We start from the raw sequence: 25,288 nt of genomic DNA on the forward strand, positions 1-25,288 counted from the left end.
GCCGGATGGGCCAAGCCACTAACATCACGCCATGAACCAGCCGTCTGGCCCCATCGTTGCCCCGCGATCCTCGACAGGGCGGCGCGCATGGATTTTGCGTGGGGTCATGGTATTGTTCCTGGCCATCGCGGGCGGGGTCGTCTGGGTCTCGAACATCTGGCTGACCGAGCGGTTCACCGAAAGCACCCGCAACCGGGCGGAACTGCGCCTGGCGCTCTATTCCGGCTCCATCATCTCGGAATTGCAGCGAAATTCGGTGGTGCCGCTGCTCTTGTCGCGCGATCCGACGCTGACCCGCGCGCTGGCCATCGGGGATTTCAGCCGCACCTCGCAGCAACTGATCTCCTACCGCGAGGAGATCGGGGCCGCGTCCCTGACGCTGCTGGATCGCGAGGGGCGCGTGGTGGCCGCGACCGACCGGCCCCAGATTGGCGAATTGCACCGCAACGAGCCTTATTTCGTGCAGGCGCTGCGCACCAATGACACGGTCTTCACCACCAGCGAGCTGGAAACCGGCGCCTTCGAGTTCACCTTCGCGCGCCGCATCGAGGCCGACAATCAACTGGTCGGCGTGATCCTGGTCAAGGTCGATCTGGGCCGCCTGGAGGATCGCTGGCGCGGCACCTCCGAAGCGGTCTTCGTGGCCAATTCGGAAGGCACCATCATCTTGTCGACCGAACCGCGCTGGCGCGGGCTGGAGGAGGAGGGCGCGATGGCCGTGCAATCGCCCCCCTCGGCCATCCAGCGCGTGATCGAGGCGACGGGGGATTGGGCCTTCACCACGCCGGGGCCGTTCTTTTCCGGCAATTCGACGCTGCGGCTGGAAAGCCGGATTCCGTTTCGAGGCTGGAAACTGGTCTCGTTCACCGCCTTCGCCTCGGTGCGCGAACGCGTCAACGGGGTGCTGGCGCTGGAGATCATGGGATTCGCGTTGGCTCTGGCGGGCGCCTTCTATGTGTTGAGCCGCCGGGCGCGGATGCAGACGGTGATCTTCCAGCGCGAATCGGCGGAGCTTCGCCGCCTCAACAATCGCTTGCAGCGGGAAATCGCCGAACGTCAACGGGTTGAGAAGACGCTGGAGGAGGCCGAGGCGAGCCTGGCGCAAAGCTCCAAACTGGCCGCGATGGGCGAGATGTCGGCCGCCGTCAGCCACGAGTTGAACCAGCCGCTGGCCGCGATGAAAACCTACCTGGCGGGCGCGCGGCTGCTTTTGCAACGCAGACGGCCCGAGGAGGCGCTGTCCTCGTTCCAGCGCATCGACGACCTTCTTGACCGGATGAACGCGATCACGCGGCAGCTCAAATCCTATGCAAGAAAGGGGGCCGAGGCGTTCGCGCCCGTCGATCTGCGCGACTCTCTCGCCGCGTCGCTGACCATGATGGAGCCGCAACTGCGCCAGATGACGGTCGAGATCACCCAGACCATGCCGCGAGAACCCGTGATGGTGCTGGCCGACCGGCTGCGGCTGGAACAGGTGATCATCAACCTGTTGCGCAATGCGCTGGATGCGATGAAGGGCGAGGCGCATCGCGAACTGGACCTGATCATCGCCGAGGGCGACGAGGTGGTTTTGACGGTGCGCGACAACGGGCGCGGCATTGACGATCTGGACGCGCTGTTCGAGCCCTTCTACACGACCAAGAAACCCGGTGATGGCGTGGGGCTCGGCCTCGCGATATCCTCGGGCATCGTGAAGGATCTGGGCGGACGGCTGACGGCGCGCAACGGCGAGGATGGCGGCGCGGTGTTCGAGGTCCGCCTGCCGCGCGCCGATCAAAGCCAGGCCGCGGCGCAATGAGCAGGTAGGGAAAAGACCATGAGAATCGCGATCATCGACGACGAACAGGACATGCGCCAGTCGATCAGCCAATGGCTGGCCCTCAGCGGCTTCGAGACCGAGACCTATGCCAGCGCGGAAGAGGCGCTCAAGCAGATCGGGCCGGATTATTCCGGCGTCGTCGTCAGCGACATCAAGATGCCCGGCATGGACGGGATCGCCTTCCTCAAGCGGTTGATGGGGATGGATAGCAGCCTGCCCGTGATCATGATCACCGGCCATGGCGACGTGCCGATGGCGGTCGAGGCGATGCGCCTCGGGGCCTATGACTTCCTGGAAAAGCCGTTCAATCCCGACCGCATGACCGAGCTTGCCAAGCGCGCGGGCCAGACACGGCGCCTGACGCTGGACAACCGCGCGCTGCGCCGCGAGCTCAGCGATGGCACCGTGCTGATGCGCAAGCTGATCGGCTCCTCGCCGGTGATGGAGCGGCTGCGCGAGGATATCCTGGACCTCGGACAGGCCGATGGCCATGTACTGATCACCGGCGAGACCGGGACCGGCAAATCGCTGGTGGCCCATGCGCTGCACGCGGTGGGGCCGCGCGCGGGCAAGCCGCTGGTCTCGGTGGCCTGCGCCGCGCATGAGGAAAGCGCGCTGTCCGCCATGCTGTTCGGGCCGGTGGGCGAGGGGCAGGATCTGCCGCTGGTCGAACAGGCGCGCGGTGGCTCGCTGCTGCTGGAGGGGGTCGAGGCGCTGCCGCAGGCGTTGCAGGCGCGCCTCCTGACCCTGATCAACGACATGGGCAACCCGGCCGAGACCCGCGTCGTGGCGATCTGCAACGCGGCGGAACCCGAAAGCTGCGAGGCCAGCCTGCGCCCCGATCTCTTCTATCGCCTGGCCGCGATGCGCATCGACCTGCCGCCGCTGCGCGCGCGCGGCGAGGACATCCTGACCCTCTTCAACCGTTTCGGGGAACAGTTCGCCGAGGAATACGGCACCGAGGCCCCGCAGGTCACCGCGCAGGAGGCCGCGCAGCTCCTGCAGGCCCCCTGGCCCGGCAATGTGCGCCAACTGATCAACATCGCCGAACGCGCCATCTTGCAACAGAGGCGGGGCTCGGGCTCGATCGCCTCGCTTCTGATGAACGATGGCGAGGAGGTGGGCCAGCAACAGGTCGGCGAGGGCAAGCCGCTCAAGGAATATGTCGAGGCGTTCGAGCGGATGCTGATCGACAACACCATGCGGCGGCACCGTGGCTCCATCGCCAATGTGATGGAGGAGCTGAGCCTGCCGCGCCGGACCCTGAACGAGAAGATGGCGAAATACGGGCTCAGCCGTTCGGATTATCTTTGAAGCGTCGCGTCTGACGCGGGGGCGGGAGCCTTCGGCGAGGATATTTTGAGAACAAAGAAGAGGGGCGGAACAACCCCTGATCCGGGCCAGCGCCCGCATCAGGGGTCTTCTTCGTTCACGGTCATCGGCGTCCCCGCCTGTACCGTGCCTTTGGTATAGGTTTGAAATGTTGCGTTCCGGTTAACGGCGGCGGCGGTTAACCTTAACGGCTTCTTTGTTCCGAAAATATCCTGGGGGAGGCGCCCATAGGGCGGCGGGGGCAACGCCCCCTACGGCGCCATGATCGTGGGCCGGTGCAACGGGGTCTGGTGTCGAATTGCCATTGTAATCGCCCCGAACTTGCCCTTAATGTTGTAGACGCGGCAATGGGCCGGACGCCCGGACCGCATCAACAGATTTCCGAACCGTCTTCCGGCGCGCGTCCCAAGACGACGCGGCGCGGATTTCGGGAAGGTCACGAGGGCCCCCGCAATCGACCGGGCCCGACAGGATTGTCCCGGCAGGGCCGGGGCTTGCAAACGGATGGTGGGCACGACACCCCGCCATCGGAGATAAACCGCGATGCAACGCGAGCGCAGGATTGAGGGATGGCATGACGGGTTCTTGGCCCGCATCCTGTCCGACTGCGCCCCCGCCATCGCCATTTCAGGACAACATGGAACAACGGATGCCGGCCCCCCGGGGCACGGTAGCGTGGCTCCATGCGCAAGGAACACATGGCAAAGAAAATGCTTATCGACGCCACGCACGCGGAAGAAACCCGCGTCGTCGTGGCCGACGGGAATAAGGTTGAGGAATTCGACTTTGAGTCGCTGAACAAGCGGCAACTGGCAGGAAATATCTATCTGGCGAAGATCACGCGGGTCGAACCCTCGTTGCAGGCCGCCTTCGTGGATTACGGCGGCAATCGCCACGGGTTCCTCGCCTTTTCCGAGATTCACCCCGATTACTACCAGATCCCGACCGCCGACCGTGAGGCGCTCCTGGCCGAGGAACGCGCCTATGCCGAGGCGCAGGCCGCGGCCGAGGCCGATGCCGACGCCAAGCCCAAACGCAGCCGCCGCCGCCGCAAGAAACCCGCGGATGCGCAGGCCGGGACGGCGAATGAAACCGTCGCCGCCGACAGCAATGACGACGCCGTCACCAGCGGCGACGCCGAGGACGCATCCGCCACACCCTCCTCGATGGACGTGGTCGATCTGGACGCGGATGAGGGCGGCCCCGAGCTGATCGGCGACGAGAGCGACGATAACGGCGACGACACCGCCAAGCCCGCCGACGAGGCGAAGGATCCCAATATCTCGACCGTCGCCGATGATGACGACCAGGAGGATATCCGCCCGGTGCGCAAACCGCGCCCGCGCCGCTACAAGATCCAGGAGGTCGTGAAGGTCCGCCAGGTCATGCTGGTGCAGGTCGTCAAGGAAGAACGCGGCAACAAGGGCGCGGCGCTGACCACCTATCTCAGCCTGGCCGGGCGTTACTGCGTCCTGATGCCCAACACCGCGCGCGGCGGCGGCATCTCCCGCAAGATCACCACTGCGGCGGATCGCAAGAAGCTGAAGGATATCGCCAATTCGCTGGAGGTGCCGCAGGGCGCGGGCCTCATCATCCGCACGGCGGGGGCGAAACGCACCAAGACCGAGATCAAGCGCGACTATGAATACCTGCAACGGCAATGGGAACAGGTCCGCGACCTGACGCTGAAATCCATCGCGCCCGCGGCGATCTACCAGGAAGGCGACCTGATCCACCGCTCGATCCGCGACCTCTACAACCGCGACATCGACGAGGTTCTGGTCGAAGGCGAGGCGGGCTACCGCCATGCCAAGAACTTCATGAAGATGATCATGCCGTCCCACGCCAAGAACGTGAAGCAGTATACCGACCAGATGCCGCTCTTCGCGCGCCACCAGGTTGAGGGCTACCTGGCCGACATGTTCAACCCCACGGTGCAGCTGAAATCGGGCGGTTACATCGTCATCGGCGTCACTGAGGCGCTGATCGCCATCGACGTGAACTCCGGTCGTTCCACCAAGGAAGGCTCGATCGAGGATACCGCGACGAAGACCAATCTGGAGGCGTCGGATGAGATCGCCCGCCAGTTGCGCCTGCGCGACCTCGCCGGTCTGATCGTGATCGACTACATCGACATGGACGAGCGGCGCAACAATGCCGCCGTCGAGAAACGCCTGAAGGACAAGCTGAAATCGGACCGCGCCCGGATCCAGGTCGGTCGCATCTCGGGCTTCGGCCTGCTGGAGATGAGCCGCCAGCGCCTGCGCCCCGGCATGCTGGAGGCAACGACGCAGCCCTGCCACGCCTGCCACGGCACCGGCATCGTGCGCTCGGATGACAGCCTGGCGCTGTCGATCCTGCGCCAGCTGGAAGAGGAAGGCACGCGCCGCCGCTCGCGCGAGGTTCTGTTGACGGTGCCGATCGGTATCCTGAACTTCATCATGAACACCAAGCGCGAATACCTCGCCGCGATCGAGGCGCGCTATGGCCTGTCGATCCGGGTCGAGGGTGATCCGATGCTGGTCTCGCCCGATTACAAGATCGAGAAGTTCAAGACCGCCACCCGGCGTGTGCAGGCCGAGGCCCCCGTGATCTCGATGGACAGCGCGCTGATGGAGGAGGTCGCAGACGAGGCCTCCGACGAGGACAGCGCTCCGGTCGTGGACTCGCCTGCCGAGATTGCCGCCAATGCCGGCGACGAGGCCCCCAAGAAAAAGCGCCGCCGCAGACGGGGCGGACGCGGGCGCCGGAAATCCGACACCGGCAATGGCGAGAACGGCAATACCGAGAATGGCTATGGGGATAACGGCACCGCGGAGGCGGCGACATCCGATGACGCGGCGAAGCCCGACGCCGAAGTGATAGAGGCCCCTGCGGCCGAGGCAGAGGCGCCCGCCGATGCACCGGTGGCGGAAACGCCTGCCGAGGAAGAGGCCCCGAAGCCCAAGCGCAAGCGCGCCAGCCGGGCCAAGAAGAAACCGGTCGAGGAAGCCCCCGCCGAGGAGGCGCAGCCCGAGGAGGCCCCCGCCGAGACCGCGGTCGAAGAGGCTCCGCAGCCTGTGCCCGAGGAGGCCGCCCCGGTCGAGGAGGCGCAAGGCGCCGAGGAGACCCCGGAGCAGCCCGAACCGGAGCCCGAGCGCACGCCCGAGCCCGCCATGGCCGAAGAGACCCCGGCGGACGATCCCGACCGCCCGAAGAAGCGCGGCTGGTGGTCGCTCGGCTGACATCGCCACAAGACACGAAAAAAGGCGCCCCCGGCCAGATGGTCGGGGGCGTTTTTATTTGGGCGGCTCGTCGCCCTGCCGGACCAGAACCAGGGCGTCCTCGGCATTGGGCAAAGCGCGGATCAGGCGCATTGACGCCGAGCGGTTGGGCTGGTTCAACTCGCCCGGAACCAAGGAGAAAACGATGCGCGTTTCAACCAGATCGCAGGTCGATCCCTTCATCGTGATGGACGTGATGGAGGCCGCCCGTGCCGCCGAAGAGGCAGGCCGCCACATCATCCACATGGAGGTCGGCCAGCCCGGCACCGGCGCGCCCGGGGCCGCCCGCGACCGGTTGGCCGCCGAGATGGAGGCAGGACCGCTTGGCTACACGGTGGCGCTTGGCCGCCCCGACCTGCGTGCAGGCATCGCGGCGCTCTATGCCGAATGGTACGGGATCGAGCTCGACCCGGCCCGCGTGGTGGTGACGGCAGGGGCCTCCGGCGCGTTCATCCTGGCCTTCTCGGCGCTCTTCGATGCAGGCGACAAGGTGGGGTTGGGCGAGCCCTGCTATCCCAGCTACCGCCAGATCCTGCGCGCCATGTCGCTCGCGCCGGTGGGGTTCCAGACCTATGAAACCTCCCGGTTCCAACCCACGCCCGACGATTTGACCGACGACATGGCCGGGCTGATCGTGGCCTCACCGGCCAATCCTTCCGGCACCATGCTGGACAAGGCGGCGATGGGCGCGTTGGTAGATGCGTCAACGTCGCGCGGTATCTCGTTGATATCGGACGAGATTTACCACGGGCTGCAATATCGCGACCGGGCCGTGTCGGCGCTGGAATGTTCCGATGACCTCTATGTGGTCAACTCCTTCTCCAAGTATTTCTCGATGACCGGCTGGCGGCTCGGCTGGCTGGTCGTGCCCGAGGACCACATCCGCACGGTGGAGCGGCTGGCGCAGAACCTCTTCATCTGCCCGCCCCATGCCGCGCAGGTCGCGGCGCTTGGCGCGCTCAGCCCCGAGGGCCGCACCGAGCTGGACCGCCACCGCGAGATCTACGCGGCCAACCGGGCGCTGATGCTGGCGGGGCTTGCCAAGGCGGGTTTCGATCACGTCGCGCCCGCCGACGGGGCGTTCTACGTCTATGCCGATGCCTCCGCGCACACAGATGACAGCCTCGCCTTCGCTGCCGAGATCCTGGACAAGGCCGGCGTCGCGGTCACGCCGGGGCTGGATTTCGATCCCGTCCGGGGCGCGCATTGGCTGCGCTTTTCCTATGCCCGCGCCAGTGCCGAGATCGAGGAGGGGCTGGCGCGGCTGCAAGACTTCATGTCGGCGCGCGCCGCCAGCTGAAGAGCCGCGCCAGCGAGGTCGTCGCGGTGCGCTGCGGCTTGGTGAAGATCGCGGGCGAGGCGCGGCCCCGGGCGGCATCCAGCAGGGCGCGGGTGTGATCTGCGCCGAAATCGCACAGCCAGTAGGACAGGGCGGTCGGCAGGTCGAAATGATCATGGATCTCCTGCATCCGGTAGCTTGTGCCGGTCCCGTCAGGCTCGAACCATTCCTCGACCCGGCCCGTGCTGGTGCGCCCCTCGATCTCCATCTGGTATTCGACGAGCTTGTAAACGGCCTCGTCCCGCACGATCCTGGCCTTGTAACGATGGGTGTTTTCGCTGAGCCGGAACCCGTCGGGATCGGGTTCGACCGCCGTGAAGGAGACCGGAAACCACCCCGTCCAGTCGACCGGGCCGCAGCGGCGCACGCCGTTGTCGAGGTTGGGAGAGACGGAGAGGGCCCGACGCAGCGCCTCGGGCGGGAGCGTCGACCGGAAGCTGTCTTGCTGTCTGCGCTGGCCCATCTTGACCTTCGACCCCAGTTTGCAGAACACAAGCACGAGAACACAGAACAGCGCGTACCAGATGGCCATTGCACTGAGGAGGGCCGCAAGGGGTGACATCGGCTGCGTGACCTTGCTTGCCTCCGCGAGGTCGTCGAGGAAAAGCGGGCTCGGCACGATCAGGATCGCCAGCGCCAGTGAGCCGAGAAGCGCGTCGATCCAGCCAGCCGGAAAGATCACCGCATTCAGCACCAGAACCGCCCCCCAGACCCAGAGCAGCGCCAGCAGGGCCTGCGGATCGGCGAAGGGGTTTCTTGCGGGATCGACCAGTTGCGCGCCCGCGGCGCCAAGTCCGACAAGCGCCAGCGAGGTCAGGATCAACCGGCGGCGGATATGGATCCGGTAGGGAATATCGCGAAACAGGAAACGCAGCATAGGGCAACTCGGGGTGATGGAAATCTCCGGGTGCAGCCTGCGGGCCAAATCGGGCGCGCATCGGGCGGGGGGCGGGCATGCCCGTGAAAATTGCCGACGATGCGGGGCTGCAAAGCCTTGGGATTGGCGGGACGCTCTGCTATGACAGCGGCAATGAAATTCTCGGCGGAAGACCGATGATGCGGGCAGTTGCGACGCTATTCCTGACACTTCTTCTCGGCCTGCCCGCCCTGGCGCAGGATTTTCGTGCCGTGGCGCGGGTCGAGGCCGCACAAAGCCACCTGATCGACCAGGGCGATGGCGCGGAACTGGTGCTGGCGCTGACGCAAGCTGTCCCCTACCGCGTCTTCACGCTGGAGGGGCCGGACCGCGTGGTGCTGGATTTCCGCGAGGTCGCCTGGGGCGATCTGGCCGATGGGCTCGATGCGTCCGAGGCCGTCACCGGCGTGGCCACGGGCGGCGCCGGGGCAGGGTGGTCGCGGATGGTCCTGACCCTGGCCGCGCCCATGGCCGTCACCCGCGCGGGCATGGTCACCAACGCGCAGGACGGCACTGCCATCGTCCGGCTGCAACTCGATCCGACCGACCGCGCGGGCTTTGTCGCCGCCGCCGGACCGCCCGCGGGGCTCAACCTGCCCGAGGCGGTTCTGTCTGCCCCCGCGCCGTCGACGGCGGGCGATCTGATCATGGTCGCGCTCGACCCCGGCCATGGCGGTGTCGACCCCGGCGCGCAGCGCGATGGCGGGGACGAGGCCGAACTGATGCTGATCTTCGCGCTGGAACTGCGCGAGGTGCTGCTGCGATCGGGCCGGTTCGACGTGGTGCTGACGCGCGAAGGCGACTGGTTCGTGTCGCTGCCCGAGCGCGTCACCATCGCGCGCCGCGCCGGGGCCGACATCTTCCTGTCGCTGCATGCCGACGCGCTGGCCGAAGGGCGCGCCAGCGGGGCCACCGTCTATACCCTCTCCGACACCGCCAGCGACGAGGCCTCCGCCGCGCTGGCCGAGGCGCATGACCGCGCCGACCTGCTGGCGGGCGTCGACCTGGCGGGCAATGACGACGAGGTCGCGGGCGTCCTCATCGACCTGGCCCGGACGGAGACCGCGCCGAGATCGGCCGCGCTTGCCGACCAGATCGTGGCGGGTCTCGGCACAGCCGGGGCGCCCCTACACAGCCATCCGCGGCTGGAGGCCGGGTTCTCTGTCCTGAAGGCCGCCGACATTCCGTCGGTGCTGCTGGAGCTTGGCTTCCTCTCGGATTCGGATGACCTGGACAACCTGCGCGACGCCGCATGGCGGGCGCGGATCCAGGCGGGGTTGCGCGACGCGATGCTGGCCTGGGCCGAGGCGGATGCGGTGCAATCGACCCTGCTGCGGCAATAAGGGGCCATTACTTATGGGGTAAAATAATACCGCAATCGCAACGCATTGAAAACCAACGAATTTTGCAAAACAACCCCACTTGACCCGCCGCCGAAATCCAGTAAAAGACGCCCAGACGACAGGGGGCCCCGCCCTCTGTTTGCTTTTTCTGACATCCGGCGCGCTCCGCCCCGGAAACCCGAGGAAACGACAATGAAAACCTTTTCTGCCACGCCGGCGGATATCGACAAGGACTGGATCGTGATTGACGCCGAGGGCGTCGTTCTGGGCCGTCTGGCCTCGGTCATCGCCATGCGGCTGCGCGGCAAGCACAAGCCGTCCTTCACCCCGCATATGGACATGGGCGACAATGTCATCGTCATCAACGCCGACAAGGTGCAGGTGACCGGCAACAAGCGCAACAAGCCCAATTACTGGCACACCGGCTATCCGGGCGGCATCAAGTCCCGCACCACCGGCCAGATCCTGGAAGGCGCGCATCCCGAACGCGTGCTGATGCAGGCCGTCAAGCGCATGCTGCCCGGCGGGCCGCTCAGCCGTCAGCAGATGACCAACCTGCGCATCTATGCAGGCGCCGAGCATCCGCATGAGGCGCAATCGCCCACCGTTCTGGATGTCGCATCCATGAACCCGAAAAACACCCGGAGCGCATGATATGGCCGAAACCGTTACCTCTCTCGATGAGCTGAAGGCCGTGGCCGGCGGCGACGATGCCGCACCCGCGACCCTCGACATGGCCGAGCCGCGCGAACCCGTGCGCGACGCCCTGGGCCGGTCTTATGCCACCGGCAAGCGGAAGGATGCGGTCGCCCGCGTCTGGATCAAGCCGGGTTCCGGCAAGGTCACCGTCAATGGCAAGGAAATGAACGCCTATTTCGCGCGCCCCGTGCTGCAGATGATCCTGCGCCAGCCTTTCACCGTGGCAGGCCGCGAGGATGAGTTCGACGTGATGGCCACCGTCAAGGGCGGCGGTCTGTCCGGCCAGGCCGGGGCCGTCAAGCATGGCATCTCGGTCGCGCTGCAGCGCTACGAGCCGTCCCTGCGCGGCGCGCTGAAAGCGGCAGGCTTCCTGACCCGCGACAGCCGCGTCGTGGAACGCAAGAAGTTCGGCCGCGCCAAGGCCCGCAAGAGCTTCCAGTTCTCCAAGCGCTGAAGTTCGGCGACAGGAATTTGCAGGAGGGCCGTCCCATCAGGGCGGCCCTTTTCGCATCCTGTGCGCAGTCACCCGCGGTTAAGGTTAACGCCCCCCCGCCTCATCTTCTTCGTCCAAATACCTGAAACCGGACAGCAGAACCGGGTGCCGCCCTCACCGGTCCGGCGCGATCAGCCCCAAGCCGCGCAGATAAATCCCGATCCCCGCCTCCAGCAGGTCCTCGGGCGGGAAGGGCGCATTGCCACCCGGCTTGCCGCGCGCGAATAGCTCCACCACGCCGTGGCTCATCGCCCAGATATGGGCCGAGAACATCCGCGCGGGCGGGCGTTTTTCCGGCGGGATATGCTCCGACAGCGCATCCGCCGCGCGTTCCAGGATGGCGCGTGAACGCTCTGACGCGGCGGCCAGTTCCGGGTTGGCATTGGGCGAGATGCCGCTTTCGAACATCGCCATGTAATGGCCGGGGTATTTGCGGGCAAAGGCCAGGTAGGCGCGGCCCGTGGCCTCGAAGGCCGCCAGCGCCGTGGGTCCGCCGGTCTCAAGCGCGTATTCCATCAGGTCGGCGAAGATCTCGTGCCCCTGTCGCGCGCCTTCCGCGATCAGGTCTTCGCGGCCCTCGAAATGGCGATAGACGGCGGCAGGCGTCACGCCCGCCGTCTTGGCGGCCTCGGAGAGGGTAAAGCCGGTCGGGCCCTTCTGTTCGATCAGAACGAGGGCGGCATCGACCAGCGCCTGGCGCAGGTTGCCGTGATGATAGCCGCGCTTACCCATCGGCCCAGATCTCGGGGCCGCCGGAAATCGCGGGATCGGGGCGGGCGACCAGGTCGTGATCCTTGCCCGTATAGTCCAGCCCCGACAGGATCTGCCGGATCACCGCCAGCCGCGCCCGGCGCTTGTCGTCGGACCGGATCACGACCCAGGGCGCGACGCCGGTATGGCTGCGGGTCAGCGTCTCACGGATTGCGGCGCTGTAGGCGTCCCATTTCTTCAACCCCTCGACGTCGATCCAGCTGAGCTTCCACTGTTTCAGAAGATCGCCCTCGCGGTCCAGGAAGCGGCGCAATTGCTCGGCCCGTCCGACATTGAGCCAGATCTTGACCAGGTGGATGCCGTCATCGACCAGCATATCCTCGAATTCGGGCAGTTGACGGAAAAAGCTTTCGCGCTGCGCTTCGGTGCAGAAGCCGAAGACATGCTCGACCACGCCGCGATTGTACCACGACCGGTCGAAGAGCCGCATCTCACTGCCCGCGGGCAGGTGCTGGACGTAACGCTGGAAATACCATTCCCGCGTCTCGCGGTCAGTGGGTTTCGACAGGGCCACCACGCCCGCCGCGCGGGGGTTGAGGTGCTCGCGCACCCGCTTGATGCAGCCGCCCTTGCCGGCGGCATCGCGGCCCTCGAAGACAACCGCGACCCGCGCGCCGCTTTCGCGGACCCAGGCCAGGCATTTCACCAGCTCGATCTGAAGCGCCTCCAGATCGTCCTCATAGGCTTTCTTGTCCATCCGGTCGTCATAGGGGTAGGACGGGTCAAGAACGCTGTCCTTTTTCGCGGTCTCGATGGCCTCACGCACAGGATCCGGCGCGTCGTTCTTGAAGAAATCGGAAATCGCGCCGTCGAAGGGCAGGGCCATGGCGTTCCTCGTCGGATTATTGCTGCTCTTGGCCTCAATATGGGCCGGGGCGGCGGTCAGCGCAATCCGGCGCGGGCGGCGGCGCGGTCGATGGCGTCGATCACGGTGTCGAAATGGGTGTGATGCGGCATGTGCGAGGGGGTCTCCAGCGTGGTCAGATTGGCCCCCGGTACCGCCTCGCTCAGCGGGATGGCGTGGATCCGGTAGGCCACGGTCGTATCCTCGCGGCCATGCACGATCTCGACCGGCACCGAGATGTCGCCGTATCGCGGGGCCTGCACCGTGACCCAGTCCAGCAAGCCGCGCCGTTGCAGCGCATTGGCCCGCAGCGGCCCGCGGCGCACGATCATGCGGGGGCCGAGGTGGTCGGCATAGCCCTCGGGCATCGGCAGGGGCGCGTAGACATCGGCTATCGCGCCCTCGATCTGCGCCTCGGTGATCCAGGCGGTGATGAGCGGGATCACAAACGTCCGCCCCGGCCAACTGGCGAGCACCGTGTAGTAGAGCCCAAGGCCGGTATCCCACGGATAGGCGACGCCCGAGACCGTGACCAGCGCCGAGAGGCTGTCGGGATTTTCCACCGCCCAGGCCAGCGCCACAGCCCCGCCCAGGCTCTGCCCCAGGACGATGGGCCGCTCGGCCCCCAATTGGCGCGCGGCCGCCACCAGCACCGCCGCCTGTTCCGACAGGCTGGCTCCCTCCGGCGAAATCGGGTCGGAATAGCCCAGGCCCGGCCTGTCGAAGGCGATGACGCGGTAGCGTTCGGACAGCGGGCCGACCATGTCATAGGTGAAATCGCGCAGATTGCCCGAGGAGCCGTGGATCAGCACAAGATCCGGCCCCTCGCCCTGCACCAGCGCATGGACCCGTTGGCCATCCACCTCGATGAACTGCCCCGAAGGGGGATAGGCGCGTTCCGCCGCCGCCTCGTTCCGGGCCGCGCGCCACAGGGTCAGCGCGGCAAACCCCGCCAGAAGAAGGACAAGAACAGCCAGGATCCGCATCAGCCGCGCAGGTCCGTGCGGTCCTGCCCGATGCGGGCAATGTCATAGGGCGTGGTCTCGTAGATCTCGGAGATCCAGTTGCCATAGAGCAGGTGCGCGTGGCTGCGCCAGCGGTTCTGCGGCTGTTTCGCGGGGTCGTCGCCGGGGTAGTAATTGACCGGCACCGTCACCGGCGTACCCTCGGCGACATCGCGGTCATATTCCTGTTTCAGGGTGAAGCTGTCATATTCGAAATGGTTGAAGACATAGAGCGCGCGATGGCCGGGATCCTCGACCAGTGCGGGGCCGACCTCGTCTGAATCGAGCAGGATCTTGAGACCCTCGGCGGCCTTGATCTCGGCCTTGCGCATCTCGGTCCAACGGCTGACGGGGATGGTGCAATCGTCGGAAAATCCCCTGAGATAAGGGCTTTCCGGGGCGAGGTTCATGTGCCGGTAGCAGCCGAACGCCTTCGCCTCCAGCAGGTGTTTCCTGACGCCGTGGAAATGGTTGATCATCGCCATGCCACCCCAGCAGACGCCGAAGGTGGAATGCACATGGGTCTGGGTCCAGTCGAAGACGCGAGTGAGTTCGTCCCAATAGGTCACGTCATTGAACGCCATATGCTCGATCGGCGCGCCGGTGATGATGAGGCCGTCCAGCTTCTCGCCCGAGGCCGCGACCTCCTCGAAGGGGCGGTAGAATGCCTCCATATGCTCGGCGGCGGTGTTGCGGGTGCGGTGTTCGCTCATGCGGATGAGGCTCAGCTCGATCTGCAAGGGCGTGGCCCCGATCAGCCGCGCGAACTGGTTCTCGGTCTGGATCTTCTTGGGCATGAGGTTGAGCAGCCCGATCCGCAGGGGCCGGATATCCTGCCGTGCGGCCGCATCCTCATCCATGACCTGCACCCCCTCGCGGCCGAGGACCGAATAGGCGGGCAGGTTGGAGGGCAGTTTGATGGGCATGTCAGGATCCGGGGGTCAGTTGGGGCGGGTGGCAAGGGCATTGGCGACAAGGGCGATGACGTCGCCGCAATCGCGGACTTTCGCGACATCATCCGCCTGCACCGTCACGCCCCAGTTCCGCGCCATCGCCGCGTAGAGCGGCGCACGGTGGCGGAGCGCCCGGCCATAGGCGTAGCGGACAAAGGCATCAGGATCAACGTCGCCGCCCAATGTATTGGTTTCGTTCTTGAATTCATCCCAGATGCGGCGCATGAACCGGGGCTGGTAATACATCGGCTTGGGCGATTTGTCGAAGCGGCGGATCAGCTCCTCGGTGTGATCCCCGCTGCCCTCGATCCAGACCATCAGGGTGTTCGCGCCAAGCGTGCGCAGCACCTCGTCGGCGGGGTTCTCGGGGTCGACCACTTCGCAGATCGAGCCGCCGGTATCGCAGACGAAATGCTGATAGCCATAGAGGTCATGCGCGCGGGCGATGAATTGCGGCGTGTCCAGCAGCGCGTTGATCTCGGCCCGACGGTGCAGGTCCTGGCGGCGCATGTATTCGCTGAAGGGCAGCCCGCCCTTGGCCGGATCGCCCGGCTTGCCCAGGTAGCTCGACAGCGGCGCGAGATTGTTGAAGGTGATGTTGGAGCCGATATAGATCGAATCCGAGCGCAGCAGCGTCGCCAGGAACGGCACCGTCATCGCCTGCCGCTTGAGGTTGTCGGTGATGTGCTCGCCCATATAGGCGGTGCCGATGCGGTAATCGACCGAGTAGTGGAACCAGTCGCCATGCGCGCGCAGGAGATTCGCCAGATGGGTCTTGCCCAGGCCCGACATGCCGAAGAACAGCACCCGCTTGTCGGGCGCGGCGGTCCAGTCGCGGGCGGTCTCGTAGATCAGGCCCATATCAGGCGGTATCCCTCGGTTTAACGGGGCCTTTCGTAGCGCGGGGCGCGGGGGGCGTCCATGCCCGAAATGAAAAAGGCCCCGCGCATGTCTCGCACGGGGCCCGATCCGGATTTCGGTGGGGGGGCGTCAGAAGTTGAAGCCGACCCGCAGGCCGAGGGCCACGGCATCGTTGTCGGAGAAGTCCGAGGTCGCGCCGGCGCCCAGTTGCGTGTTCGCGTCGCCGATCATGATGTAGCGCACACCGCCGGCGATGGACATGTTGCCCTGGGTGTATTCCGCGCCCAGGCTGACCGAGGTGTAGCCATCGGTCGGGCCGAGGTTGCCCGAGAAGCCATCCTGTTCGGCCTCGTAGCCGAGCGAGCCGGAGACCGACCAGTTCTCGTTGATGCGGTAGCCGACGCCGAGGGCGAAGGTCCAGACGTCATCGTCGTAATCGACCAGATTGCCCGACGGGGTCGGGTAGGCATTCGGCGTGATCGCGAAGCCGTCCCAGGCTGTCCAGCGGATCGAGCCGAAGAGCAGCGTGTTCTCGGCGATGCCCGACTGTGCCTCCAGCAGGATCGATTCCGGCAGCGTCACCTCGAACGAGGTCGGACCGGTCGGGACCAGTGCGGGGGGAACACCGGGGCCAGCGACACCCTCGACACCGGCCAGACCCAGATCAACCTCGCTGAAATAGGTCAGCGCGACGCGCAGGGCGATATCCGGACGCTCATAGGCGGCGCCGAACATATAGCCCATGTCATAGTCGTTTTCCGCGTTCAGCACGTAGGAGAAGGCCGGCGTGGTGACGAAGACGTCGCCTTCGACATGCACGGCGCGGATGCCGCCATAGACCGAGATGTTGTTGGCCATCTCATAGCGCAGCAAGGCGGTGATCTGGTTCGAGCTGAGCTCGGCGTAGGAGCCCGCGAACGGGTAGGGCGTGCCCGCCGGATAGGCGACATCGGCCCCGACGGGGTTGTCCAGCACCAGCGCGAACGAAAGCTGGTCGGTGATGTCCTGGCGGTAGCCGAGCGTCAGCGTGTTGAAGGTCGGGCTGATGTCGCCCGAGGCAATTGCCGGAACGCCGGTGACGTTGCCGGACACATCCGGCGAGACGCTGCCATAGCTCAATTCGACATAGGTGCCTTCCTCGAACAGGATTCCGGTGGTGAACCCGGTCCGCTCGATCCCGCCTGCCTGTGTCATTGCCGTGCTTGCCAGAAGGGCCGCACCGGCCATCGTCAGTCTTTTCATTACTAGTCCCTCCAAAGGGCTGGATGTTGCCCGATATCCCTGATTTCACTTACGCAAAACTGCGGTGGAAAGGTCAATTCTTCCCTAGCGTCAGGCCGTGCGGGGGCGGTTTTTCGGCCCGTTTGCAGCCGGAAATGTGACCGAATTGCTACAACTTCTGCGCGCGAGGTTAAGCGGCGGGACGGGGCCGGGTCTCGTGCTGGATGTTCACGTAATTGGCCCCGAAGATCAGGACCGCCCCGATCAGGACCGCCAGGCTGATCGGCTCGGCATAGAGCATCATTCCGACAATGGCGATGACCGGCAGGCGGGCGAAGTCGATCGGCATGACGATGGTTGCGGGCGCCAGCGTCAGCGCCGTGGTGATGCAGAAATGCGCCGTCAGCCCGCCGATGCCCACGACCACGATCCAGGGCAGGTTGGCAAGCGAGGGCCACGCGATATCGCCGTCGATGCCGGCGCAGATCAGCCCGAAGACCAGCTGCATCGTGGTGAGGTAGAAGAGGATGCAGATGACACTGGCGCTGCGGGTCAGTTGCTTGGTCAGGATGCCGGTCATGGCAAAGGCCATGGCGGCCCCGGCGGCGGCGAAGGTGCCGATCGAGATCGGCGCGCCGCCCGGCTGCGCGACCAGCAGGATGCCGCTGAAGCCCACTGCCACGACGGCCAGCTTGCGCAGGCTCAGGCGTTCATCCAGGAAGATCGGGGCCAGCAGGATGACCCAGAGAGGCGAGGTGAACTCCAACGCGAAGACCTGCGCCAGCGGGATCATCGAGATGGCGTAGAACCACAGGTTCTGCCCGGTAAAATGAGCGATGTTGCGGATCAGGTGGCGACCGAACCGGTCGGTTGTGATCTGGCCCGCGCGGCCCGTCGCCAACGCCACGCCCGCCACGATCACGACACCGATCAGCGACCGGTAGGTCATCAGCTCGAACGTATCGAGATCGGTCGACAGCTCGCGCCCCGCCACCGCCATGGCCGAGAACGAGACGATCGACCCGATCATCCACAGGGCGGCGCGGCCGGGTTGGCTCTGATCTGGGGCGGACATGGGCGGGGTCTCGGGGCAATGGGACGCGGGCGGAGGATCAGGCATCAGCAGTGGCACCGTGCCGCAACATTGGCAAGGGGCGCTGCCCCAGGCGCCTTGCGGCGCCTCCCCCGAGGTCTTTGGAGCAAAATGAAAGGGGCGGTGGCGCGTTAACCTTAACGCCGCTTGTGCTGTTGCCGGGTCGGGCGGGCAGTCACTCCCACTCGATCGTGCCCGGCGGTTTCGAGGTGATGTCATAGGTCACCCGGTTGATGCCCTTGACCTCGTTGATGATCCGGGTCGCGGTCTCGCCCAGGAAATCGTGGGAAAACGGGTAGTAATCGGCGGTCATGCCATCGACCGAGGTGACCGCGCGCAGGGCGCAGGCGAAATCATAGGTGCGCCCGTCGCCCATCACGCCCACGGTGCGCACCGGCAGGATGGCGCAGAAGGCCTGCCAGATTTCATCGTAAAGCCCGTGCTTGCGGATCTGGTCGATATAGACGGCATCGGCCTTGCGCAGGATCTCCAGCTTCTCGCGCGTGATCTCGCCGGGGCAGCGGATGGCGAGGCCGGGGCCGGGGAAGGGGTGGCGGCCGATGAAGCTGTCGGGCAGGCCAAGCTCGCGACCGAGCGCGCGGACCTCGTCCTTGAAAAGCTCGCGCAGGGGTTCGACCAGCTTCAGGCCCATCTTTTCGGGCAGGCCACCGACATTGTGGTGCGATTTGATCGTCACCGAGGGCCCGCCCGAGAAGCTGACCGATTCGATCACGTCGGGGTAGAGCGTGCCCTGCGCCAGGAACTCGGCCCCCTCGATCTGGCTTGCGTATTTCTGGAACACGTCGATGAAGAGCCGCCCGATGATCTTGCGCTTGGTTTCGGGGTCGCTCTGCCCGTCCAGCTCGCCCAGGAACAGCTCCTGCTCCTCGGCGTGGATGACTGCCAGGTTCATGTGGTCGCGGAACATGGTCACGACCTCCTGCGCCTCGTTCAGGCGGAGGAGCCCGTGATCGACGAAAACGCAGGTCAGCTGATCGCCGATCGCCTCATGCAGAAGCGCCGCGGCGACGGAGCTGTCGACACCGCCCGAGAGGGCGCAGATGACCTTCTTGTCGCCGACCTGGTCCTTGATGCGGGCGATGGCCTCCTCGCGGTAGGCGTCCATCGTCCAGTCGCCCTTGAAACCCGCCAGTTGCACGAAATTCTGGTAGAGCGTCTTGCCGTTCGGGGTGTGATGCACCTCGGGGTGGAACTGCACCGCGTAGAAATGGCGCGCGCGGTCGGCGGTGATCGCGAAAGGGGCGCCGGGCGAGGTGCCCAGAACCTCGAATTTCGGTGCAAGATCAGAGACATGGTCGCCGTGGCTCATCCAGACCTGTTCGCGGCCCGACCCATCCAGGAACCAGCCCGCCAGGATGTCGTCGCGCTTGTCGGACGGTTTCACCCAGGCGCGGCCAAACTCGGCCGTGGCATGTTCGCCGGCCTCCACGCGGCCGCCCAGATCCTGCATCATCACCTGCTGGCCATAGCAGATGCCCAGGATCGGCACGCCCAGGTCATAGACGGCGCGCGGCGGGCGCGGGCTGCCCTCGCGCATCACCGAATCCGGCCCGCCCGAGAAGATCACCGCTTTCGGGGCGAAATCGCGCAAGAAATCGTCGGTCACGTTCTGGAACGGGTGGATTTCGCAATAGACGTTCAGTTCGCGCAGGCGGCGCGCGATCAGCTGCGTCACCTGGCTGCCGAAATCTATGATCAACAGGCGGTCATGGGATGTCTGGCTCATGCCCTGCGCCATAGGCCAGAGGCGGGGATTGCGCAAGAGACAAGGCGCGCGGGGGCGATGGGACGAAGATAACATGTCATTATTCTGTGGCAATCAGAATTGGCATGGTGTTATGATCTGGGGTCCAACAGTCAGGAGAGACCGATCTTGCCCATCACCCTGGATGCCGCCGCGCTGAATCTGCTGCTGGCGATGATTTGCGGCGCGCTTATCGGATCCGAGCGTCAGATCCGCCGCCGCACCGCCGGATTGCGCACCAACGCGCTGGTGGCGCTTGGCGCGGCGGGGTTCGTCGTCTTTTCCGGGCTCTATCCCGACGAGGTCAGCCCGACGCGGGTCGCGGCGCAGGTGGTCTCGGGCATCGGGTTTTTGGGCGCGGGGATCATCTTTCGCCATGGCTTTACCGTGCATGGGCTGAACACGGCGGCGACGCTGTGGTGTTCGGCGGCGGTCGGCACCACGGCGGGGGGCGGCGCGCCGATCTTTGCCGCGCTGCTGACCGGCTTTGTCGTCTTCGTCAATCTGGGCCTGCGCCCGCTGGTCAAATGGATCAAGAAACGCACCGGGGCGGGGGCCCCTCCGGCGCTGGAATACCAGGTCATGGTGGGCGTCGAGACCGCCAAGGCCCCGCGCCTGCGCGCGCTGGCCCTGCAATGCCTGTCGCAACCGGGGATGCAGGTGGCCGGGATCGAGCGGTCGAAGGGCCTCGATGGCGACGAGACCCTGTTCGAGATCACCGTGATGATGGAGGACATGGACGAAGAGACGATCAACAAGGCGCTGTCGCCCCTGATGACCGAACCCGATGTGCGCTCGGTCGGGTGGGAGTATACCGGCGCGACCTGACGGCGGGCGCGCCGGAAAGCGGTCAGAACCGGAACACGACGCCCAGTTCGATCTCGGTCAGGTCGCCGTCGATGTCGTTATAGAGCACATCGGTCTGGTAGTCGTCCTCGTCGAACTGGTAATGCAGGATCGCCGCGCGCAGATTGATCCGGTCGGTAAAGGCATGTTCGACGCCAAGGCCGACGACATAGCCGCCGACATCGCGGCTCTGTTCACCGCCGGCCCCCGCGCCATTGGTCGTGCCGAAGGTGATATCGGCCTGCGCGAACCCGAGCGTGCCGTAGACCATCGTCTGCGGCTGCACCAGATAACCGACCCGCCCGCGCAAGGTGGCGATGCTGTCGATCGAGCCGTAGCACTGGAAGGCCGGATTGACGCATTCCTCGGACCCCGACACATCGGCGCCCGACCAGGTCAGTTCGCCGCCATAGACCATGTTTCCATTCTGGAAGTTGTAGCCCAGGGCAAGACCGTAGAGCGCGCCGTCCCAGTCGGCCTCGCCATCGCCGGGGAAGTTGTTGTCATTGCCATAGGTGCCCTGGCCATAGCCAAGCAGAACCGCGCCATAGGCGCCGGTCCAGTCCATCATCGGCGCGGGGGCCGCGATGACCACGGGATCGGCAGGGGCAGGGGCGGCGGCGGTGCCGCCGGCGAGGGCGGGGCTGGTCACTGCCACCAAGGCCGTCGCCGACATCAGGAGGGAAAACTTGGACATTATGAGTGTCTCCTCGTAATAAACCAGCTTCGCAATAATCTTATCATTGCTGGCCAGATTGCGCAATTTACGGAAGCGTCAACCGCGACCACGCCCGACCCGCCGATGTCGCTTTCCCCCCACAATCGCCGCATATCGCCCGCAGGGCCGCCCGGTGGGGCTGTATGAGAGGCGCAACAGCCGATTTGCCCGGAGGAGCAGGCCATGAATGAAGTGCCACGCGCAGGACGTCGCGGTCGCGGGGGCGGCGGGGCGGCCCGCCGCGCCGAACGCACCGCGGTCCAGATCGAAACCGCCAAATATATCGAGCGCAACATCCCCGACCTGGACGTGCTGAACGACGAGGCGCTGGAGATCATCGAGGCCAATGCCGAGATCGTGCTGGAGGAGATCGGCGTCAACTTCGTCGAATACCCCCGCGCGCTGGAACGCTGGCGCGAGGCCGGGGCGCATGTCGATGGCGAACGCGTGCGCCTGCCCAAGGGCCTGGCGCGCAAGCTGTGCTCGACGGCGCCCGCGCAATTCACCCAACATGCCCGCAACCCGGAGCGCTCGGTCGTCATCGGGGGCCGCAACCTGGTGCTGGCCCCGGTCTACGGGCCGCCCTTCGTGCATGACGTCAATGGCGGCCGCCGCTACGCGACGATGGAGGATTTCCAGAAATTCGTGAAGCTCGGCTACATGTCGAAATGGCTGCACCATTCCGGCGGCACGGTCTGCGAACCGACCGACCTGCCGGTCAACAAGCGCCATCTCGACATGCTCTACGCGCATATGTCGCTCAGCGACAAACCCTATATGGGCTCGGTGACGGAGGAGAGCCGCGCGCTCGATTCGATCGAGATGTCCAAGATCCTCTTCGGGGCGGATTTCGTCGATCAGAACGCGGTGATGACCTCGCTGATCAACATCAACTCGCCGCTCACCTTCGACCCCATCATGTTGGGCGCGCTGGAAAACTACGCAGCCGCCGGGCAGGCCTGCATCATCTCGCCCTTCATCGTGGGCGGCGCGATGGCGCCGGTCTCGGTCGCGGGCACGCTGACGCAGATCCTGGCCGAGGTGATGGCGGGGATCGCCTATAGCCAATTGATCCGCCCCGGCGCGCCGGTGATTTTCGGGGCCTTCGTGACCTCGATCGACATGAATTCGGGCGCGCCCACCTTCGGCACGCCCGAGGCCACGCAGATCACGCTCGGCACCGGGCAATTGGCGCGGCGGTTGGGGTTGCCCTACCGCTCGGCGGGGTCGTTCACCGGCTCCAAGCTGCCCGATGCGCAGGCCGCCTATGAAACCGCCAATTCGCTCAATGCGGGGCTTCTGGGCGGGGTCAATTTCATGCTTCACGCCTGTGGCTGGCTTGAGGGCGGGCTGGTCGCCAGTTTCGAGAAATTCGTGATGGATGCCGACCAGCTCGGCGCGCTGCACAAACTGGCCGAGGGGATCCCCATCGACGAGAACGCGCAGGCGATGGACGCGCTGCGCGAGGTCGGACCGGGCGGGCATTACCTGGGCTGCGCGCATACCCAGGCCAATTTCAAGACCGGGTTCTGGCGCTCCAACCTGCTGGATTACAAGCCCTACGAGACCTGGTCCGAGGAAGGCGCGCGCGACACCCAGGCATTGGCCGCCGCGCGGGTCGAGAAGCTTGTGTCGGACTACCAGCAGCCAATGCTGGATCCCGCGATCGACGAGGCGCTGAAGGCCTATATGGCCAAGCGCAAGGAAGAGATGCCCGACAGCTTCATGTAAGGCGGCTCAGGCGGGCCGCGGTCCCTGTGCCGCGGCCAAGAGCGACATCAGCAATTCGACATGGCGACGCGGTGAATAGGCGGCCTCGCCGGTTAGGCGCATCGCCTCCTGTTCGGCCTCTTCGCTGAGCAGGCGGGCAATGCTGCCCTGCACCCCCGCCGCCCGGTCCCGGCCCGCGCGGATGAGGGCCGATGCCCCGTATCTGGCCGCCTGCAACAGCAATCCGGGGCGGTGCATCTGGCGCAATTCCTGGGTCAATGTGGTCATCTGGTCGGTCCCCCTGGGTGACATGGTTCATGGCGATGAGACTGCCCCCGGTGACCGGCCTGTTGCGGAATCTTTTTTGCAGCGCGCGCTGGCGGCAATTTGTTTACGCTTTGGCAACAGTTCACAGGATTTCCACAGATTTTAACCAAACAGTAATCAATATTTTTAAAGGCTTGCGCAGGTTATCCACAGTTTGTTGGGGACGATGATGACTTGCGAAACGACCGTCACGGAAAAGAGGCGCTACCCGGCCTGGCTGCCGGAAGGGGCACGAAACTACCTTGATCACACCGGCAACGGCGCCTCCGTGCGTCAGATTGCGCGGGCCACGCATCGTCACCCCTCGACCATCGCGCGCCGCATCCGGGCCTATGAGGCCCGCCGCGACGACCCGCTGGTCGATGAGGCGCTCGCCGCGCTTCAGGCAGATTGCGTTTCCAAACCCGCAACAATCGACAACGGCAAGGAGCCAGAACACATGACCGCACCCCTCAGGCCCCCCCTGGTTTCCGATGACACCACCGTCAATCGCGAAGCCCGCCGCATCCTGCGCCGCCTGTGCGAGACCGAGGCGACGCTGGTGCTGGCCCGGGACATGGACAAGGCCATCGTCCTGCGCACCGGGGTGGATGGCAGCCAGACCCGCACCGCCGTGCTGGATCGCAAGGTCGCGCAGGCCTTTGCGCTGAAGGACTGGATCGCCACCGCCAGGGCCGGCCGGGTCAGCGTCTATACCATCACCGAGGCGGGGAAATCGGCGCTGAAACGGCTGATCGAGGCCGACCGCAAGCGCCGCCGCCAGCCGCAGATGGAAATGGCCGAGGCCGCGACACCCTTCCTGGCGCAGCACCAGCTCTGGGGTGAAAAGCCCGTGCGCGCCGATGACGGCACGATCCGGAAAATGCGGGTCAACCTGGCCGAATCCCCGCTGGCCACGCTGGCGCGGCGCAAGGGCAAGGATGGCAGGCCCTTCATGACCATGGACCTCGTGCAGGCGGGCGAGAAGCTGCGCGAGGATTTCGAGCGCGCCCAGATGGGACCGCGCGTCGCCCAGAACTGGGAGAAATTCCTGACCGGCGGCGATCGCGGCTCGGGGTTCTCGGATGGTGGGATGGCCGAAGGCCCGCGCGCCGCGCGCGACCGGGTGACCCGCGCTGTCGACGATATGGGGCCGGGGCTGGCCGATGTCGTGCTGCGGGTATGCTGTTTCCTGGAGGGGCTGGAATCGGCGGAGAAGCGGCTTGGCTGGTCGGCCCGGTCGGGCAAGATCGTCCTCAAGATCGGGCTTCAGCGGCTGCTCAAGCATTACGAGACGGTTTACGGCTTCGTGCCGGCCTCGCTAGATTGATCTCGATTCGGAAACAATATTGGTGATATCGGCCCCGACCTCTCCCCGGGGCAGATGGAAAACCGGGCCCGGCAGGAGATGCCGGACCCGGTTTTTTCCATTCAGGCGGCTTTCTCGGCGCTTTCCTCGCGCAGCCAGGTCAGCACCGTTTCCGGCGAGGACACACCATAGGGGTCTTCGGCGTGGTTGTCGCTCAGGCCCGGTTCCTCGAACCATGCCTCGACCACGCCGTCATTGACCACCGCCGCATAGCGCCAGGAACGCAGCCCGAAGCCCAGATTGTCCTTGCGCACCAGCATGCCCACCCGGCGGCTGAACTCGCCCGAGCCATCGGGGATGACCTGGACGTTTTGCAGCCCCTGCGCCTCGGCCCATTTGTTCATCACGAAGGCGTCGTTGACGGACATGCAGTAGACCGCGTCGATCCCCTCGGCCTGGAAATCGGCAAAGCCGTTCTCATACCCGGGCAGCTGGTAGGTCGAGCAGGTGGGCGTGAAGGCGCCGGGCAGGGAAAACAGCACGACGCGCTTGCCCGCGAAATAGTCCTCGGTGGTCTTGTCCTGCCAGCGGAACGGGTTGGGGCCGCCGACGGCCTCGTCGCGGATGCGGGTCTTGAAGGTGACGTGGGGAAGTGTCGCGCCGGTTTGCATGTGGAGCCTCCG

At 65.7% G+C, this 25,288-nt stretch carries 22 protein-coding genes; 10 read left to right on the top strand and 12 right to left on the bottom strand.

Annotated features, from left to right (window positions below; all coding sequences use genetic code 11):
* The first annotated feature begins 31 nt into the window (after positions 1-31).
* The 4 genes from AC13C7_RS02670 (at position 32) to AC13C7_RS02685 (ending at position 7,714) form a co-directional block, all read left to right on the top strand.
* Positions 32-1,798, top strand: coding sequence for a sensor histidine kinase (locus AC13C7_RS02670; RefSeq protein WP_172317711.1), 1,767 nt, complete (start codon positions 32-34; stop codon positions 1,796-1,798).
* Positions 1,799-1,816: 18 nt separating this feature from the next.
* Entirely contained in the window at positions 1,817-3,133 is a 1,317-nt protein-coding gene (locus AC13C7_RS02675) for a sigma-54-dependent transcriptional regulator (RefSeq protein WP_172317713.1), read from the top strand.
* A gap of 716 nt (positions 3,134-3,849) precedes the next feature.
* Positions 3,850-6,375 (top strand): Rne/Rng family ribonuclease, encoded by a 2,526-nt coding sequence (locus AC13C7_RS02680; protein ID WP_482866523.1) that lies wholly within the window; start codon positions 3,850-3,852, stop codon positions 6,373-6,375.
* Between the two features lie 184 nt (positions 6,376-6,559).
* Entirely contained in the window at positions 6,560-7,714 is a 1,155-nt protein-coding gene (locus AC13C7_RS02685) for a pyridoxal phosphate-dependent aminotransferase (protein ID WP_482866524.1), read from the top strand.
* Here AC13C7_RS02685 and AC13C7_RS02690 read toward each other — a convergent pair.
* A complete protein-coding gene (locus AC13C7_RS02690; RefSeq protein WP_482866525.1) occupies positions 7,689-8,630 on the bottom strand; it encodes a hypothetical protein in 942 nt (313 codons plus the stop codon). The genes AC13C7_RS02685 and AC13C7_RS02690 overlap by 26 nt on opposite strands.
* A 77-nt stretch (positions 8,631-8,707) precedes the next feature.
* Between AC13C7_RS02690 and AC13C7_RS02695 the strand changes: the two genes are divergently transcribed.
* The 3 genes from AC13C7_RS02695 to rpsI all read left to right on the top strand — a co-directional run bounded on the left by AC13C7_RS02695 (position 8,708) and on the right by rpsI (position 11,165).
* A complete protein-coding gene (locus AC13C7_RS02695) occupies positions 8,708-10,012 on the top strand; it encodes an N-acetylmuramoyl-L-alanine amidase (RefSeq protein ID WP_482866526.1) in 1,305 nt (434 codons plus the stop codon).
* A 192-nt stretch (positions 10,013-10,204) separates the two neighbouring features.
* On the top strand, positions 10,205-10,666 hold the full coding sequence (rplM, locus tag AC13C7_RS02700; RefSeq protein WP_172317721.1) for a 50S ribosomal protein L13: 462 nt from the start codon (positions 10,205-10,207) through the stop codon (positions 10,664-10,666).
* A gap of 1 nt (position 10,667) precedes the next feature.
* Positions 10,668-11,165, top strand: coding sequence for a 30S ribosomal protein S9 (gene rpsI, locus AC13C7_RS02705; protein WP_172317723.1), 498 nt, complete (start codon positions 10,668-10,670; stop codon positions 11,163-11,165).
* A gap of 153 nt (positions 11,166-11,318) precedes the next feature.
* Here the strand turns inward: rpsI and AC13C7_RS02710 are convergent, their stop codons facing one another.
* The 8 genes from AC13C7_RS02710 to guaA form a co-directional block, all read right to left on the bottom strand.
* Positions 11,319-11,936, bottom strand: a complete 618-nt coding sequence (locus AC13C7_RS02710) for a TetR/AcrR family transcriptional regulator (RefSeq protein ID WP_446170216.1) — start codon at positions 11,934-11,936, stop codon at positions 11,319-11,321.
* Positions 11,929-12,801, bottom strand: coding sequence for a polyphosphate kinase 2 (ppk2, locus tag AC13C7_RS02715; RefSeq protein WP_446118358.1), 873 nt, complete (start codon positions 12,799-12,801; stop codon positions 11,929-11,931). Before ppk2 ends, AC13C7_RS02710 begins: the two co-directional genes overlap by 8 nt.
* A gap of 56 nt (positions 12,802-12,857) precedes the next feature.
* The gene (locus AC13C7_RS02720) at positions 12,858-13,805 is read right to left on the bottom strand and encodes an alpha/beta fold hydrolase (RefSeq protein WP_482866527.1); all 948 of its coding nucleotides are present in this window, start codon (positions 13,803-13,805) and stop codon (positions 12,858-12,860) included.
* Entirely contained in the window at positions 13,805-14,749 is a 945-nt protein-coding gene (locus AC13C7_RS02725; protein ID WP_482866528.1) for a homoserine O-succinyltransferase, read from the bottom strand. The genes AC13C7_RS02720 and AC13C7_RS02725 overlap by 1 nt, the downstream gene beginning before the upstream one ends.
* A gap of 15 nt (positions 14,750-14,764) precedes the next feature.
* The gene (locus AC13C7_RS02730) at positions 14,765-15,631 is read right to left on the bottom strand and encodes an ATPase (protein ID WP_482866563.1); all 867 of its coding nucleotides are present in this window, start codon (positions 15,629-15,631) and stop codon (positions 14,765-14,767) included.
* A 135-nt stretch (positions 15,632-15,766) separates the two neighbouring features.
* Entirely contained in the window at positions 15,767-16,879 is a 1,113-nt protein-coding gene (locus AC13C7_RS02735) for an OmpP1/FadL family transporter (RefSeq protein ID WP_482866529.1), read from the bottom strand.
* A gap of 169 nt (positions 16,880-17,048) precedes the next feature.
* A complete protein-coding gene (locus AC13C7_RS02740; RefSeq protein ID WP_172317735.1) occupies positions 17,049-17,933 on the bottom strand; it encodes a DMT family transporter in 885 nt (294 codons plus the stop codon).
* 193 nt (positions 17,934-18,126) lie between these two features.
* Complete coding sequence (gene guaA, locus AC13C7_RS02745; RefSeq protein WP_482866530.1) at positions 18,127-19,698, bottom strand: glutamine-hydrolyzing GMP synthase; 1,572 nt, start codon at positions 19,696-19,698, stop codon at positions 18,127-18,129.
* A 147-nt stretch (positions 19,699-19,845) separates the two neighbouring features.
* Here guaA and AC13C7_RS02750 point away from each other — a divergent pair, with 147 nt between their 5' ends.
* The gene (locus AC13C7_RS02750) at positions 19,846-20,544 is read left to right on the top strand and encodes an MgtC/SapB family protein (RefSeq protein ID WP_235952591.1); all 699 of its coding nucleotides are present in this window, start codon (positions 19,846-19,848) and stop codon (positions 20,542-20,544) included.
* Between the two features lie 22 nt (positions 20,545-20,566).
* On the opposite strand, the gene AC13C7_RS02755 is transcribed toward AC13C7_RS02750, so the two are convergent.
* Complete coding sequence (locus AC13C7_RS02755; protein ID WP_474888377.1) at positions 20,567-21,259, bottom strand: outer membrane protein; 693 nt, start codon at positions 21,257-21,259, stop codon at positions 20,567-20,569.
* Positions 21,260-21,463: 204 nt separating this feature from the next.
* Here AC13C7_RS02755 and AC13C7_RS02760 point away from each other — a divergent pair, with 204 nt between their 5' ends.
* Positions 21,464-23,011 carry a trimethylamine methyltransferase family protein gene (locus AC13C7_RS02760; protein WP_172317739.1) on the top strand — a complete coding sequence of 516 codons (1,548 nt, stop codon included), beginning with the start codon at positions 21,464-21,466 and terminating at the stop codon, positions 23,009-23,011.
* Positions 23,012-23,017: 6 nt separating this feature from the next.
* Here AC13C7_RS02760 and AC13C7_RS02765 read toward each other — a convergent pair whose 3' ends face one another.
* The gene (locus AC13C7_RS02765; protein ID WP_446121393.1) at positions 23,018-23,278 is read right to left on the bottom strand and encodes a DUF6477 family protein; all 261 of its coding nucleotides are present in this window, start codon (positions 23,276-23,278) and stop codon (positions 23,018-23,020) included.
* Positions 23,279-23,486: 208 nt separating this feature from the next.
* Between AC13C7_RS02765 and AC13C7_RS02770 the strand changes: the two genes are divergently transcribed.
* Positions 23,487-24,626, top strand: a complete 1,140-nt coding sequence (locus AC13C7_RS02770) for a DUF6456 domain-containing protein (RefSeq protein WP_482866531.1) — start codon at positions 23,487-23,489, stop codon at positions 24,624-24,626.
* A gap of 101 nt (positions 24,627-24,727) precedes the next feature.
* On the opposite strand, the gene AC13C7_RS02775 is transcribed toward AC13C7_RS02770, so the two are convergent.
* Positions 24,728-25,276 carry a peroxiredoxin gene (locus AC13C7_RS02775; protein ID WP_446121397.1) on the bottom strand — a complete coding sequence of 183 codons (549 nt, stop codon included), beginning with the start codon at positions 25,274-25,276 and terminating at the stop codon, positions 24,728-24,730.
* Positions 25,277-25,288 lie beyond the last annotated feature (12 nt).

The sequence above is a fragment of the Alterinioella sp. B-7 genome, from assembly GCF_056857775.1.

What these genes read in the sequence shown, in the direction of transcription:
- guaA (WP_482866530.1), bottom strand. Translation starts at nt 19,698, where the DNA reads ATGAGCCAGACATCCCATGACCGCCTGTTGATCATAGATTTCGGCAGC.
- rpsI (WP_172317723.1), top strand. Translation starts at nt 10,668, where the DNA reads ATGGCCGAAACCGTTACCTCTCTCGATGAGCTGAAGGCCGTGGCCGGC.
- ppk2 (WP_446118358.1), bottom strand. Translation starts at nt 12,801, where the DNA reads ATGGCCCTGCCCTTCGACGGCGCGATTTCCGATTTCTTCAAGAACGAC.
- AC13C7_RS02695 (WP_482866526.1), top strand. Translation starts at nt 8,708, where the DNA reads ATGCCCGTGAAAATTGCCGACGATGCGGGGCTGCAAAGCCTTGGGATT.
- AC13C7_RS02710 (WP_446170216.1), bottom strand. Translation starts at nt 11,936, where the DNA reads ATGGGTAAGCGCGGCTATCATCACGGCAACCTGCGCCAGGCGCTGGTC.
- AC13C7_RS02735 (WP_482866529.1), bottom strand. Translation starts at nt 16,879, where the DNA reads ATGAAAAGACTGACGATGGCCGGTGCGGCCCTTCTGGCAAGCACGGCA.
- AC13C7_RS02740 (WP_172317735.1), bottom strand. Translation starts at nt 17,933, where the DNA reads ATGTCCGCCCCAGATCAGAGCCAACCCGGCCGCGCCGCCCTGTGGATG.
- AC13C7_RS02685 (WP_482866524.1), top strand. Translation starts at nt 6,560, where the DNA reads ATGCGCGTTTCAACCAGATCGCAGGTCGATCCCTTCATCGTGATGGAC.
- AC13C7_RS02690 (WP_482866525.1), bottom strand. Translation starts at nt 8,630, where the DNA reads ATGCTGCGTTTCCTGTTTCGCGATATTCCCTACCGGATCCATATCCGC.
- AC13C7_RS02765 (WP_446121393.1), bottom strand. Translation starts at nt 23,278, where the DNA reads ATGACCACATTGACCCAGGAATTGCGCCAGATGCACCGCCCCGGATTG.
- AC13C7_RS02725 (WP_482866528.1), bottom strand. Translation starts at nt 14,749, where the DNA reads ATGCCCATCAAACTGCCCTCCAACCTGCCCGCCTATTCGGTCCTCGGC.
- AC13C7_RS02755 (WP_474888377.1), bottom strand. Translation starts at nt 21,259, where the DNA reads ATGTCCAAGTTTTCCCTCCTGATGTCGGCGACGGCCTTGGTGGCAGTG.
- AC13C7_RS02720 (WP_482866527.1), bottom strand. Translation starts at nt 13,805, where the DNA reads ATGCGGATCCTGGCTGTTCTTGTCCTTCTTCTGGCGGGGTTTGCCGCG.
- AC13C7_RS02670 (WP_172317711.1), top strand. Translation starts at nt 32, where the DNA reads ATGAACCAGCCGTCTGGCCCCATCGTTGCCCCGCGATCCTCGACAGGG.
- rplM (WP_172317721.1), top strand. Translation starts at nt 10,205, where the DNA reads ATGAAAACCTTTTCTGCCACGCCGGCGGATATCGACAAGGACTGGATC.
- AC13C7_RS02680 (WP_482866523.1), top strand. Translation starts at nt 3,850, where the DNA reads ATGGCAAAGAAAATGCTTATCGACGCCACGCACGCGGAAGAAACCCGC.
- AC13C7_RS02770 (WP_482866531.1), top strand. Translation starts at nt 23,487, where the DNA reads ATGACTTGCGAAACGACCGTCACGGAAAAGAGGCGCTACCCGGCCTGG.
- AC13C7_RS02775 (WP_446121397.1), bottom strand. Translation starts at nt 25,276, where the DNA reads ATGCAAACCGGCGCGACACTTCCCCACGTCACCTTCAAGACCCGCATC.
- AC13C7_RS02675 (WP_172317713.1), top strand. Translation starts at nt 1,817, where the DNA reads ATGAGAATCGCGATCATCGACGACGAACAGGACATGCGCCAGTCGATC.
- AC13C7_RS02760 (WP_172317739.1), top strand. Translation starts at nt 21,464, where the DNA reads ATGAATGAAGTGCCACGCGCAGGACGTCGCGGTCGCGGGGGCGGCGGG.